Raw genomic sequence first — 13,721 nt, forward strand, 5'->3', positions numbered from 1 at the left:
TTTCTTAAGGGCTGAGTTATCACTACGTGGTGTTAATGGTATCTCGGTGAAACAAGATGACTAGAATGTTGTCCGAATTCAAAGGAATGAATCATGCAATTATTACAAAGAGCTAGCCTTATACTGGTTAATCATCAGCAAGAACTTTTGCTTATTCAGCGTTTTCAAAACGATAGACACTATTGGGTTTTCCCCGGTGGCAGTGTTGAGGTAGGAGAGCAGCCTGTTGAAGCCGCGAAAAGAGAAGCGCTGGAAGAAACCTCATTGAAACTCAATTGGGTTGAGAAGGCTTTTGAACTCGAAAATCAAGGGCGCATAGAAACCTATTTTCTCTCTTATGTCGGGAACTCAAAAGTGAAACTGGGGGCTGGGCCAGAGCAAATCAGAAAATCAGATGTTAATCAGTACCATTTAAAGTGGGTGCGTGTAGAGCAACTTCATGCGATTCCTTTATATCCAGAACAAGCCAAAGCTTTCTGCTTAAACAACGAGGAGTGGTTTTGTGATCGATAAAGTTTGTCCCGTCGTTCTGCGTAAGCAAAATCAAGAGTTCTTACTTTTTAAACATCCGTTGGCGGGTATTCAGCTCGTCAAGGGCACTGTTGAGACGTTTGATGAAAGTTACATCACGGCTGCAAAGCGGGAGCTCGCTGAAGAATCTGGAATTACGCACGTTACCTCCGCTCGGTATTTATGCTCCTGGGACAGTGGCTTTCAAAATCAAGTATGGCACTTTGTTTTGTGCGAGTGTGCTGATCTAGCGGATTCATGGACGTTTCATACGCAAGACGATGGCGGACATGATTTTGCGTTCTTTTGGCACGATATAGGGAGCGATATTTCCTCACAAGCGCATACCGTTTTTCAGAACGCACTGGAAAAAGTTCGACAACTGATAGACCAAGGAGCGGTTTGAATGAGACTTCTGTTCTAACATTGGTGTATTTGAGCGAAATGCCAAAGCTAACACTATGCTTCTATCAGGAGCGAATAAATTTCTTTCGCACGCCTCACGTACTGTTTAAAGGCACTGTCGATCTCAAAAATGGCTATGAGATTACAAATGTTTAACTGACTTCTATATGCTTTGCGCATTCATTCAGATAAGGAAACGATAATGGATAAATTCGTCGTGTTTCTCTTATGCCTTTTTATGACAGTTGGCGGTGTGGTTCATCTTTATGACAACATTGCTAACGGTTTTTTGCCTTATGATTTTGCGCCACGCTGGTTGAATATTTATTGGAGCTCATTGGGGCTGTTAGACTTACTAGCGGTGTATCTGTTGGTGAAGCACCGTCGTTCCGGATTAGTACTTATGCTATTGATTCTGACGACCAATGTTATTTTTAGCTCGCACGCTCACTATGCATTAGAAATATTGGACAACAATGCCGCACTTCAAATGAAAACACTCTTTTTAGGTTTTTCATTCGGCGTATCTATCTGGTTATGGAACGCGCGTAAACATCGACAATCACGTCAGATATTTCGTTAACTTTCACTTTTCATCACTCAATTAAGGATAGTAAACAGGGATTCGTTATGAACGATTTTAAAGACTTGGCCAGTTTCGCTGGTTTCAGCGTACTGACAGGTTTAAGCTTTGGTACCACTTTCTTCAGTCTGGCTTTTCTATACAGCTCAATAGAAGCACAACAAGCAATGAATACTAATGCTTTGGTGTGCACGGTGCTTGGTGTGGTTGGTTTATTTGTTGGTATTACTCAGTTAAACAAAAAACGTCAACTAACGGAGAGTGAATCCATTAGCTAGCATCGTAAGGATGAAGTGGTGTTTAACTGGTTGGTGTTTAGGTTTAGTCTATTCGCTTTGTTTACGCACTTCATCCACAAAAACTTTTCTTCAACTGTTGCGTCTTCTTCGGTTATAGCGAAAAGGTTGCGTTAACAGCTTGTCTAATCGTTGTTCTGCTTCATTTCTAATTTCCGGTATACCAATTACGACATCATCATGGCCAAGCTCAGGCTGAGCTCGATATGTCCCAAAAAGTCGATCCCAAACAGAAAGGAAGAAACCGAAATTCGAGTTGGTTTCTTTTGCTATCACGGAATGATGAACGCGATGCATGTCTGGCGTCACTATGACGTTTCGCAGTTTCTGATCCGCTGATAAAGCCAGTTTTGCATTACTGTGATTAAACATCGCACTGGCATTGAGCACTATTTCGAATACCACGATAGCGATAGGAGAAACGCCTAAGATAAATACAGTGGCAATTTTGACACCCATCGAGATGATGATTTCGATGGGATGAAAACGTGCGCCAGTAGTGACATCAATGTCGAGATCGGCATGGTGCATTCGATGAAGCTTCCACAGTGGCTTTACATAGTGAAAGACCACATGCTGAACGTAAATGACGAAATCAAGCAGAATAACCGCTAGAAGCACGTTTAACCAAGCGGGCAGGGAGAGCAAATTAAATAGTCCCCATTGTTGCTCCTGAGCGATAATTGCAGCTTGAAAGGCGGCGATAGGCATGACTAACGCAACAATCAAGCTATTCACAGCAACCAGTGATAAGTTATTGACCCAGCGAAACCCACGTGAAGCGGTAAGTGTTTTTCTCGGCAGTTTGTTTTCCCAAAGGGCACAAAGTAATAATACGCCGAGAAAAAAGCCTAATCTTATCCACGAGGGATCTTGAAACGTCGTTTCTGTCACTGTCATTTCCTTATTTATTACTTTATCTATGACCGAGGTAAGAGTGAAATTATTTCAACAAACAGTAAGGTGCGTTGAAGGGCTTATCTTGAGGCGAAACCATAATGTCAGTAGAATCGCGCTCTACTTTTTACTTGGCATTACTTACCATGAGAATTCACGCTTTCCACCGTTTATATCAGTACCGACAATCTATCTCAACCAAGCCTTTCAACGCGCGTGGATGTAAAGTGGTTCGTTGTCAATATTGCCAGGTTTCTGAGCAACACTGTTTGTGCGATCTTCAGCCAAACATCAAGGCTAATATTGCATGTATGTTGATTGTTTCTGAAAACGAAGTATTTAAGCCAAGTAATACCGGTCGTCTAATAGCTGATACGATTCAAGAGACTTACGTGTATCAATGGAATCGAACAGAGCCGTCTGAGGAGATGCTGGATCTATTACAGGATGACAACTACCAACCAGTGATTGTATTTCCTGCAGACTATGTGGATGACCCATCTCGTTTAATTGAAGATCTGGAGCCTGCGCTATTAATAAACGAAGAGGCTCAGAACAAAAAATGGTTGCTGATCTTTATTGATGGTAGCTGGCGTGAGGCACGAAAAATTTTCCGTCGCTCTGAGTTTTTACAGTCTCTACCAGTTTTATCTATCGAGCCGGAGTGTTTATCAGAATACATCATGCGCCGTTCTGAGAACGAGCAGCATCTTTCGACCGCCGAAGTTGCGACTTTAGTTTTGAAACAAGCCGGTGAGAACAAAGCATCGGAATGCCTTCAATTGTGGTTTGAAGCCTTTAGAGAAACCTACATGTTGACCAAGACCCGAGTCAAAAACGATCCCAACCGACCGCATTTAAAACGTTTCAAAGAGTGGGTGAAAACCGAGAGCTGACTCTAAGGAATGAACTTTTGTTGATGGCATGTTGTTCAACTGGCTGCGGTGAGGGTATAAATCTGCATTCGGTCACGGTTTGCAGGCGTACAGATATGGATAATGCCACTAGTTTATACTTTTGACTCCAGCCATTTTTGGAGTCGTTTAAGCATTTTTTAGGAGAGAAATACATGTATTACGGCTTTGATGTCGGTGGCACTAAAATTGAATTTGGTGCATTTAACGAGAAGCTTGAGCGTGTAGCGACGGAACGTGTACCTACACCAACAGACAACTACGAGCTGCTGGTTGATACCATTGCGGAATTGGTTAACAAATACGATGCAGAGTTTGGCTGCGAAGGTACGATTGGTCTTGGCCTACCAGGTATGGAAGACGCCGATGATGCAACTGTACTAACAGTTAACGTTCCTGCGGCAAAAGGCAAACCACTTCGTGCTGATCTGGAAGCTAAAATCGGTCGCAGCGTAAAAATTGAAAACGATGCAAACTGTTTTGCGCTATCAGAAGCATGGGACGAAGAGCTTCAAGATGAGCCTTCCGTACTTGGTTTGATCCTAGGTACTGGCTTTGGTGGCGGTTTTATCTACGATGGTAAAGTTTTCTCTGGCCGTAACCACGTAGCAGGTGAGGTGGGCCATACTCGTTTACCTATCGATGCTTGGTTCCACTTAGGCGAAAACGCACCTCTGTTGGGGTGTGGTTGTGACAAGAAGGGGTGTTTAGACAGTTACCTTTCTGGTCGAGGCTTCGAGCTTCTGTATGCCCATTACTACGGTGAAGAGAAGAAAGCGATCGACATCATTAAAGCGCACGCAGAAGGTGAAGCGAAAGCCGTCGAGCACGTTGAGCGTTTTATGGAGTTGCTGGCTATCTGTTTTGCAAACATCTTTACAGCGACTGACCCACATGTTGTTGTGCTGGGTGGTGGTCTTTCCAACTTCGAATTGATTTATGAAGAGATGCCAAAACGCATCCCTAAACACTTATTGTCTGTAGCTAAGTGTCCTAAGATCATCAAAGCAAAACACGGTGATTCAGGCGGTGTACGCGGTGCTGCGTTCCTAAACATCAAGTAGTGACTGAAACCTTACTCGATATAAAGTAAGAAGAAATCTAAAGCCTCGTTTAGACCATCAAGGTAAAACGGGGCTTTTTACTTATATATCGAAGTAACTCATATACCCAAGTAACTTCTATATGCTGGGTATAGAGCACGAACAAAAGTAGCATGCATAAAAAAACTCGCGACGAATCGCGAGTTTTCTGTTTACAGTTAAGCTTATTTGTTCTTTTTGCCTACGCCTAGGTTTTCTTTTTGAGCTAGGGTGATTTTACTAAAGCCTAATTTTCTGAAGTAGTTATCGCGGTAGTTTCGCACCGCTTTAGTGTCAGACACTGCTTCAATTTGTTGCTCCATCTTTAGGAACTCAGTGATATCGATACCTTCTGCTTCTGCAACCGCTTCTTGAATGTTGCGGTGCTGCTGGTATGAGAACGTCAGTTCTTTGTCTTGGTCTTTGTAAGTGTAAAGAATGGTGCGAGCCATAGCTGTCTCTCTGAAAAGGTTTCTGTATTAAACAAAAAGGCCAGACTCGCTGACCTTTGAATTTCTAGTTTGGGCTAGATTCTGCCTTGAAGTGGGATAATTGTCACGCTTTCTCCCGCTTTTACTGTATCAATAGCTGGGGAGATTTCGATCAAACAGTTTGCCTCACTCATTGAGCGCAAAATACCAGAGCCTTGCTTGCCTGTTGTACGAACGGTTAAACGGCCAGTTTCATCCAGTTCATAGAGTCCTCGACTAAACTCGGTACGACCTTGTCGAGAGCGAAGACTCTCATTCGCGATGGCATTCACTTTCAGAGGCTTCCAGCCTTGTTCGCCTTGCATCTTACGCATTGCAGGCTCGACAAAGTTAATGAAAGAGACCATCACGGCAACAGGGTTGCCCGGCAGACCAAAGAACGGCTTGTTGTTGATTTGACCAAACGCTAGTGGACGTCCCGGACGCATGTTGATTCGCCAAAAATCGATTTGACCAAGTTTATCCAAGGCAAGTTTGATGTAATCCGCATCACCAACGGATACGCCACCAGAAGTCATAACCACGTCCGCTTGCGCCGATGCGTTTTCCAACGCTTCAATCATTAACTGTTCGTTGTCTTCCAGAATACCGAAATCCAAGATCTCGCAGCCGAGCTTTTCAAGCATGCCCATGATGGTAAAACGGTTGGAATCGTAGATAGAATTCGCTTTTTGCTCTGTTCCCGGCGCTTGTACTTCGTCACCGGTGGAGAACACGGCAACTTTCAATTTGCGGAACACATTCGCTTCACCAAAACCAAGCGAAGCGATCATGCCCATTTCTGGAGAGGCTAGGCGAGTGCCTGCGGTAAAGACGTCACTTCCGATAGCGAGATCTTCACCTGCTTGACGAACGTTTTGGCCTGCTTTGATATTCGCACCGTTAAAGGTGACCTTGTCACCTTCTTGAGAGGCTTGCTCACGCATGACCACTGTGTCGCCGTTAAGTGGTGTTGGTGCGCCGGTCATGATTTTCACCGCTTGACCAACTTCCAGAGGCTGATCGTAAGCATGGCCCGCCATCACTTCAGCAACCACTTGGTAGCTATCGCGGTCAACATCATCACTGCGGATAGCGTAACCGTCCATCGCGGAGTTGGTGTATTGCGGCACGTTTACTGGTGAAATGATATCTTCCGCGAGAACGCGGCCATAGGCGTTTTCAATCTTGCATGCTTCTATTTCCGAGACCGTGTTCACCAAAGAAAGGATTTTTTCTTGGCCTTGAATCACAGAAAGGAACGCCGGAGAAAGTGTGTCGCAACATGCGGCGTCTTTCTCTTTAGATTTTGGTGCTTTTGCATCTTGAACGTATTGAAGAACAAATTGAGCGATGGCATCCAAATCATTGATGTTCATTTGAGGCAGTTCAGAGTCCAACTCGCCGCAGTCTGAAGCGATAGCGATGATGTTTTCATCGTTTGGATAAAGCCAAGGCTTGCTTACTTCTTCACGGTGCAATTCAATTTTAGGAAACGCGATGTTTTTGCAGCCTTCGACCAAAACCACATCAAGCATGTCTTCATCAAAACGTGTTAATAGGTATTCAAACTCCGATTCGGCTTCTGGCGTTTCTGTCATTAACGTAAAACGGTTGCGAGAAGCAATCAGCATTTGAGACGCGCCAGCTTTGCGTAAACGGTAGCTGTCTTTACCCGGCTTATCGACATCGAAGTTGTGGTGCGCATGTTTTAGTATGCCAATGCGTAAACCTGCTTCAGTTAGCTTTGGCAATAGGGCTTCAAGTAGCGTGGTTTTGCCTGTGCCTGAATAAGCTGCAAAACCAAGAATAGGAATGTTTAGCGTGTGTTTCATGATTCTAATTGTCCAAATTGCGCCAGTTCTTCCGGAGTGTTCAAGTTGACGAAACAGTTTGGTGAGTCGCTAAAGTCAACGTAACTGGTGTTGCACTCTTTGTAGAGCAGAATGATTTTTCGGTCGCCACGTTCTAAAAATGCGGTGAGTTTTGGCAGTACGCGCTTGTGGTAGAGCGTAAAAACAGGTTGCTGATGGTCACCATCATGCGCGACTAAAATATCACTGTCTTCTTTGACTGCCTGGCAGAAACGCTCGACAAGGTCGGTGTTAATTTGAGGGCTATCGCAAGGTACAAATCCGACCCAGTCAGTTTCAGCATGCATCAAACCCGCGTGAATACCGCCCATAGGTCCAGGGAAATCTTTGAATTGATCACTAAATACGAAACCAAATTTGCTGTACGCATCTTGGTTTCGGTTGGCATTAATTAAAATGCGTGGTGTTTGTGGAGATAAACGTTCAATAACGTGTTCGATGAGTGGCTTCTGATTTAATTCAATCAGACCTTTATCTTTTCCACCCATACGGCTGGCTTGGCCACCAGCCAAAATGACCCAACTAGTTTGTGTTGGTTGAAGCATATGCATTCTCTTGGGATATTTCTTTTGGTATGACATACAACAGAGGAGACTCTATCAAAGTCTTGTCTTTAATCCACCACTGTTTTTTACATAAGTCGGTCAGTGCGTTGGTTTGATGGCTTGTCACCACAATACTGGAACCACGATCCAAAAGATCTTTCGCCATCACCACCAATCGTTCAATGGATTCTTGGTCTAAAGACGCACTTGGCTCATCCATCAATAAAATCGACGGTTTTAAGATCCAAGCCCTTGCCATGGCAACGCGCTGTTTTTCACCGCCGGACAACACGGAAATATGTTCGTCCGCTAAGGTTTCTAAACCTACCATGCGTAGCGCGTGAATAACTTGAGCTCGCTTATCTTTTGGTGTGTCTTGTTGATATTTCACGCCATAGACTACGTTCTCATAAACAGTGCCGTCAAAAAGGTAAGGAGATTGATGAAGATAAATCACATCGACACGACCATTGCGACGCGTCAGTCTTTTCAGCCACGTATCTTTTGGCGCAACAACGTCGCCAGTAGAGGGTTTGAGCAAGCCAGCAAGGATTTTGAGTAGGGTAGTTTTGCCCACACCATTGTCACCCTTGAGATAAATGGCATCATTTGGACCGATGGCTAACTCAGGGATGTGGAAAAGCACACGCTCTTTAAAGCGCATGGATAACTGCTCGGCGGTGATTTTTATAGTCATAATGCGCCTCTACATGGGGTTAATGGTGAGTCGTTTGTTTGCTTCATGTTCTATGTTCTGAGGTAGCCTTTGCCTCTCATGCTTGATAAGAAGAAGTTTAGTGCCAACGCTAAAGATAGTAATACAATTCCTAATGCAACTCATTGCGCAAAAGCACCTTTGCTGCTTTCCATTGCGATAGCGGTCGGAATATTGCGCGTTACGCCCATAATGTTTCCGCCTACCATCATTGAGCAGCCCACCTCGGTTACGATACGTGAGAACCCTGCAATGATAGCTGCGAGTAGAGGAAAGCGGGTTTCCCAAATCATCGTAGCGGCCACGCGCGGGATGGAGACGCCTAGCGTGATGGCAGTTTCCACAGCGCGACGGTCGCTAGATTGCAATGCACCATGCATCATCGATACCAAAACAGGGAAACAGATCACCATTTGGCCGAAAATCATCGCCTTCTGAGTGAACAGCATTTGCCAATCTCCCCAAGGGCCAGCGCGCGACAGCAACATGTACAGCAACAGGCCAATCACGACGGTAGGGACCGCTTGCAGCGTATTCACGATCGACAACAAAAACCATTTACCGCGAAAGTCGGTATACGCCAGTACAAAGGACATCAAAATAGCCGGCAATACCACTAAAGATATTGCCGTGATAGAAACACTAAAGGAGACCGCAACGATCTCCCATAGGTCTGCATCAAAATTCACCAGTAAGCGAAGCGCTTCCAGTGTTGTATCAGCAAGATTCATATTGCGTTATTTGCTCTCAGCATTCGCAACAAACAGTTGTTTACCGTTTAGGCGGAAACCATTGATAAGTTCCTGTCCGCGAGGGTTCACCAACCAATCACTGAATGCTTTCGCGCCTTGGTAGTTGATTGTTGGGTAACGCTCAGGATTAACAAGAATAACTTGGTACGGGTTAAACAGTTTTTCATCGCCTTGGAACAGAATTTCTAGATCCAATTTGTTTTGATAAGCCAACCATGTGCCGCGGTCTGTCATGGTGTAGCCTTGCATTTCAGACGCCATGTTCAGAGTAGGGCCCATACCTTGACCTACGCTGCGGTAACCGCCAAAGTTTGGTTCGATTTTAGTTTGAGCCCAGAAGCCCATTTCTTTTTTGTGCGTACCAGAATCATCGCCGCGAGAGATGAACGTTGCGTTTTTGTTCGCGATCTCTTTGAATACATCTAACACGCCTTCGTCATTTTTGATTTTTGCTGGGTCAGCTTTCGGGCCAACAATTACAAAGTCGTTATACATCAGTTTACGAGGTAGAACGCCGTAGCCTTTCTCAACGAATGTGCCTTCGGCTTTTGGTGCGTGTGTCATCACCAAATCTACGTCACCGTTTTCGCCCATTTTTAAGGCCTTGCCAGTACCCGCAGCGATAACATCGACTTTGTAGCCCGTGTCTTTCTCAAATTGTGGAAGCAGGTAATCAAGTAACCCTGAATGGTAAGTACTGGTAGTGGTTGCTAGGCGAACGTGCTCGCCATCTTGAGCGGAAAACGCAGAGTAACTTACAAGCGTGATTGACGTCGCAGCCAGAGTTAGCGCAATTTTTTTCATTTTTATGTGTTCCTTTCCAATGATTCTGTGGCTTTTCTCCCGATGTATTGGGAGAGGCCTCTTGGGCGAGAGCGATTAGTTCAAAGTGCAAGTTGTCTTAGGGTGTTGGAATAACAAACACCAACATCCTGAGATCACTTGAATACGCCCTGTAGCCACCTTATAGCAAACAAGATGCCAACCTTTTACAAGCGAAAAGTGCTCGATTTATGCACTAAATCATGGGGTTATTTGCACAAAAGTTTGCGTTGGTACAAAATGTCGCACTTTTTGTAGGGTATCTCTGTTTAAACTTGGTACACTCTGTCCCATCCGAAGCCATCTGGGGTAAATATGTCTACTCAATCCCATATTAGTACAAACCAACAATATAACGCCTTTTCCGTACTGGTCGTTGATGATGAATTGGGCATGCAAGCCATTTTGAAAAAGGCATTGGGGAAGCTTTTCTCACATGTCGACACTGCTGGCAGCATCGAGGAAGCAGAGCAACTGCGTAATTCTCGACATTATGATCTGATTTTACTGGATATTAATCTGCCGGGGCGCTCTGGGATTGAGTGGGAAGAAGCGTTTGAAGATGACGACAAACGTGCCGATGTGATCTTCATGACGGGCTATGCGGATTTAGAGATTGCTATTCGCGCACTTCAACTTGGTGCTTCTGACTTTATCCTAAAGCCCTTCAACCTAGAACAAATGCTAAAAGCGGTCAGTCGCTGCATGGACCGACGTCTAAACGAGCGCATGCAGTACGCCATGAAGCGCGATTACCAACGTCACAATACCTCCGAGATCATCGGTGGTTCAGAGAAAACGCGTCAGCTTAAGCAGCTTATTAACCAGTTTGCACCGTCGCGTGCTTCTGTTTTGGTCGAAGGTGAGTCGGGTACGGGTAAAGAGCTGGTTGCGCGAGGTATTCACCAAGCGAGTGGGCGAACGGGCCCATTTGTGCCAATCAACTGTGGCGCCATTGCGCCAGAGCTACTTGAAAGTGAGTTATTTGGTCATACATCGGGGGCGTTTACCGGTGCAAAAAAATCTCGTGAAGGTTTGTTCCGCGTAGCAAATGGCGGCACCTTGTTCCTCGATGAAATTGGGGAAATGCCACTTGCAATGCAGGCATCATTGTTGCGTGTGTTAGAGCAGCGTACTATCCGTCCTGTTGGTTCAGAAAAAGAAATCAGCATTGATGTCCGTATTGTTGCCGCCACCAACCGAAACCTGCAAGAAGAGGTCAACCAAGGCAACTTCCGCAGTGACCTGTATTACCGTTTAAACGTTCTGAAAATTGAAGTGTGTCCGCTGCGTGAGCGCAAAACCGATTTGTTTGAGCTCGTGCCATTTTTCAGCAATATGCTGACGCGGGAGCTTGGTATGCCTGCGCCAAAATGGGCGCACGAGGACATGGAAGCCATGAGTGAGTACGATTGGCCAGGCAATATTCGTGAACTGAAAAACTTGATCGAGCGATGCATTTTACTTGGCAAACCGCCTGCGCATTATTGGCGGGAGCTGAATGGTGGACACTCATTGCCTAATGTGTCGATTACCGTTTCTCATTCTGCTGAACTACCGACGTTTAAAGAAGGTAGAGAGTTCACTGGTGAGGGGTATCCAAACAACTGGACACTGAAAGAAGTCGAAAAAGCGCATATAAAACAGGTCGTTAATTTGCACGAAGGCAACAAATCAGCCGCTGCCCGTGACTTAGGCGTGGCGCGTAAGACCTTAGAACGTAAGTATAAAGAATGGGATTCTGAGGATGAGGAATATGCCGACTAACGGCCCACAGCACAAAGGATTGTCGAAATGGATGCACCGTTTTAAAACTATGGTGCGTTATCGCTTATTATTTTTAACCTCCGCACCTATCTTTCTGACTTTGATAGCCCTGATCGGGATTACCATTTATTGGTCCATCCATTATACGTGGCAAAATGCACTGCTGGATGTTTCTGAACGTCTTGGTGTTGCGAATAACAGCGTAACGTTGTTACAGCAAAAGCAATCGAATTACGTACGTGCGTTTGCTGACTCATACGATTTTCGTATTCGCATCAATCAAGGGATACCGCAAGATGAGCTGCAAAAGTGGGTCACTGAGCAGAAGAAAAGATATGCTTTAGATTTTCTCTCTTTCCAACGCGTCAACTCGATGGAAAACAAATTCCGCTTTATGGATCTCACTAAGCGAGAATCGTTTTTTGATGTACTCAATAAAGAAGAACTCGAACGCCTCGATCCTGAACTCGCTAAACGAGCGGAAGTGCCTATTCTTGCTGATGGTGGCATGGAAGCGCGTGGGTTAGTCAGTCGAACCGTGATTCCTGTGTATAGCCAAACGAATGATTTGATCGGCTTTCTTGATGGTGGTTTGCTTCTCAATAACAGTACTGTATTGGTAGATCAAATTCGCGACTTAATCTATCTCAGCGATAATGATCGCCTTCGTCCGGTTGGCACGTTGACGGTATTTCTTGATGATTTGCGTGTAAGCACCAACGTTCCTCTAGACAGCGAGCATAGGCTAGGGCGCGCCATAGGCACTCGCGTGAGCGCAGAAGTGTATAACCAAGTACTTTCAAAAGGTGAGCAGTGGGTTGACCGAGCCTATGTGTATGACGCTTGGTATATTACGGCGTATCAACCGATCAAAGACCAATACGACAACGTCATTGGTATGCTTTATACGGGTTACCTAATGTGGCCATTCGTTAAAGCCTACATGACCAACATTGCCGAAATTAGCTTGATTACGGTTATGTTATTGCTGGTTTCCGGCGTGATGGTATATCGCGGTTCTTATGATCTGTTTCGACCGATCGAACGCATCCATAAAGTGGTGAAGCAGGTCCAACAAGGTAAAGAAAAACGGATTGGTCCGTTGGGATTGGATGCCGATCATGAACTTGCGCAGTTAGCCAGACAGTTTGATGATATGTTAGACGCGCTAGAAGAGCGCAAAATTGAACTGAAGAACTCCGCAGCGCAACTTGAATGCAAAGTTCAAGAGCGTACAGCGAGCCTTAGAGAAAAAACCCAAGATCTAGAGCTGCATATTCAATTGCTTAACCAAACCCGCGACAAACTCGTTGTTCATGAAAAACTGGCAGCACTGGGAGAACTCACCGCGGGGATTGCTCACGAAATTAATAACCCAACCGCCGTGATCCTTGGCAACGTGGAGTTGATCCACTTTGAGTTGGGTGACGATGCAAGTCGAGTACAAGAAGAGATTGATGCGATTCACGCGCAAATCGATCGTATTCGCAATATCACGCGCAGTTTATTGCAATACAGTCGCCAGGGCGGTGTTCAAGATGAAATCACTTGGCAACACGTCAATCCTATCATTGATGAAAGCATCACCTTGGTTAAAACTGGCACCAAGAAACGCGACGTCGAGTTTGTGACTGACTTACAAGCACATACGTCCGTTGAGATAAACCGTCACCACTTGCTACAAATCTTAGTTAACCTGCAAATGAACGCCATTCACGCGATGAACGGAAAAGGGACGTTAACAGTAGTCAGTGAAGACTGGATTGAAGAGGGCGACGTGAAAGGAGCTGCGATTCATGTTATTGACGAGGGCTGCGGTATTAAGCCAGAAAACTTGAATCGAATCTTCTCACCATTTTACACGACGAAGCGAGAAGGCACAGGGTTAGGGCTGTCGGTATCCCAAAGTATTCTTAGCCAAACGGGTGGTGAGCTAAAAGCCGAGTCGGAATGGGGAAAGGGCAGTAAATTCAGTATTTATCTACCTAAAAAAGCCGAACTGATCCTAGAGGTGACGAATATCGCTTAGTCACTTGTTGTAAGCATTACGGAAGAAAGAGCCAGTTATAATACTGGCTCTTTTTTGTAT

Annotated in this window: 14 protein-coding genes and 1 pseudogene; 8 read left to right on the forward strand and 7 right to left on the reverse strand. The window is 45.1% G+C overall.

Annotation, left to right across the window (positions count from 1 at the left end; translation table 11 throughout):
• Positions 1-93: 93 nt before the first annotated feature.
• The 4 genes from FKN08_RS04450 (at position 94) to FKN08_RS04465 (ending at position 1,776) form a co-directional block, all read left to right on the forward strand.
• On the forward strand, positions 94-513 hold the full coding sequence (locus FKN08_RS04450; RefSeq protein ID WP_170891427.1) for an NUDIX domain-containing protein: 420 nt from the start codon (positions 94-96) through the stop codon (positions 511-513).
• Positions 503-916, forward strand: a complete 414-nt coding sequence (locus FKN08_RS04455) for an NUDIX domain-containing protein (RefSeq protein ID WP_170891428.1) — start codon at positions 503-505, stop codon at positions 914-916. Before FKN08_RS04450 ends, FKN08_RS04455 begins: the two co-directional genes overlap by 11 nt.
• Before the next feature lie 201 nt (positions 917-1,117).
• On the forward strand, positions 1,118-1,498 hold the full coding sequence (locus tag FKN08_RS04460; RefSeq protein WP_065646732.1) for a hypothetical protein: 381 nt from the start codon (positions 1,118-1,120) through the stop codon (positions 1,496-1,498).
• Positions 1,499-1,545: 47 nt separating this feature from the next.
• Complete coding sequence (locus tag FKN08_RS04465; protein WP_005396201.1) at positions 1,546-1,776, forward strand: hypothetical protein; 231 nt, start codon at positions 1,546-1,548, stop codon at positions 1,774-1,776.
• A 90-nt stretch (positions 1,777-1,866) separates the two neighbouring features.
• Here FKN08_RS04465 and FKN08_RS04470 read toward each other — a convergent pair whose 3' ends face one another.
• Positions 1,867-2,688, reverse strand: coding sequence for a sterol desaturase family protein (locus FKN08_RS04470; protein ID WP_012841839.1), 822 nt, complete (start codon positions 2,686-2,688; stop codon positions 1,867-1,869).
• A 149-nt stretch (positions 2,689-2,837) separates the two neighbouring features.
• Between FKN08_RS04470 and FKN08_RS04475 the strand changes: the two genes are divergently transcribed.
• Entirely contained in the window at positions 2,838-3,587 is a 750-nt protein-coding gene (locus tag FKN08_RS04475; RefSeq protein ID WP_170891684.1) for a tRNA-uridine aminocarboxypropyltransferase, read from the forward strand.
• A 173-nt stretch (positions 3,588-3,760) separates the two neighbouring features.
• Entirely contained in the window at positions 3,761-4,669 is a 909-nt protein-coding gene (nagK, locus tag FKN08_RS04480) for an N-acetylglucosamine kinase (RefSeq protein ID WP_006742573.1), read from the forward strand.
• A gap of 203 nt (positions 4,670-4,872) precedes the next feature.
• Here the strand turns inward: nagK and FKN08_RS04485 are convergent, their stop codons facing one another.
• The 6 genes and pseudogenes from FKN08_RS04485 to FKN08_RS04510 form a co-directional block, all read right to left on the reverse strand.
• Complete coding sequence (locus FKN08_RS04485; RefSeq protein WP_005377584.1) at positions 4,873-5,139, reverse strand: DUF2960 domain-containing protein; 267 nt, start codon at positions 5,137-5,139, stop codon at positions 4,873-4,875.
• Between the two features lie 74 nt (positions 5,140-5,213).
• Complete coding sequence (locus FKN08_RS04490) at positions 5,214-6,992, reverse strand: bifunctional molybdopterin-guanine dinucleotide biosynthesis adaptor protein MobB/molybdopterin molybdotransferase MoeA (protein ID WP_170891429.1); 1,779 nt, start codon at positions 6,990-6,992, stop codon at positions 5,214-5,216.
• Positions 6,989-7,576: a molybdenum cofactor guanylyltransferase MobA gene (mobA, locus tag FKN08_RS04495; RefSeq protein WP_005453897.1), complete on the reverse strand. Its 588-nt coding sequence runs from the start codon at positions 7,574-7,576 to the stop codon at positions 6,989-6,991. Before mobA ends, FKN08_RS04490 begins: the two co-directional genes overlap by 4 nt.
• Positions 7,554-8,273: an energy-coupling factor ABC transporter ATP-binding protein gene (locus FKN08_RS04500; protein ID WP_046875265.1), complete on the reverse strand. Its 720-nt coding sequence runs from the start codon at positions 8,271-8,273 to the stop codon at positions 7,554-7,556. Before FKN08_RS04500 ends, mobA begins: the two co-directional genes overlap by 23 nt.
• A gap of 50 nt (positions 8,274-8,323) precedes the next feature.
• A pseudogene (locus tag FKN08_RS04505) lies at positions 8,324-9,022 on the reverse strand (ABC transporter permease).
• Positions 9,023-9,028: 6 nt separating this feature from the next.
• Positions 9,029-9,847: a substrate-binding domain-containing protein gene (locus FKN08_RS04510; protein WP_005396187.1), complete on the reverse strand. Its 819-nt coding sequence runs from the start codon at positions 9,845-9,847 to the stop codon at positions 9,029-9,031.
• A gap of 333 nt (positions 9,848-10,180) precedes the next feature.
• Between FKN08_RS04510 and FKN08_RS04515 the strand changes: the two genes are divergently transcribed.
• Together FKN08_RS04515 and FKN08_RS04520 are read left to right on the forward strand one after the other, a co-directional pair.
• Entirely contained in the window at positions 10,181-11,632 is a 1,452-nt protein-coding gene (locus FKN08_RS04515) for a sigma-54 dependent transcriptional regulator (RefSeq protein ID WP_005396186.1), read from the forward strand.
• A complete protein-coding gene (locus FKN08_RS04520; protein WP_170891430.1) occupies positions 11,622-13,661 on the forward strand; it encodes a cache domain-containing protein in 2,040 nt (679 codons plus the stop codon). The genes FKN08_RS04515 and FKN08_RS04520 overlap by 11 nt, the downstream gene beginning before the upstream one ends.
• Positions 13,662-13,721 lie beyond the last annotated feature (60 nt).

The organism is Vibrio sp. 1-2 (7-a) (assembly GCF_013048515.1).
GTDB classification, from domain to species: domain Bacteria; phylum Pseudomonadota; class Gammaproteobacteria; order Enterobacterales; family Vibrionaceae; genus Vibrio; species Vibrio diabolicus.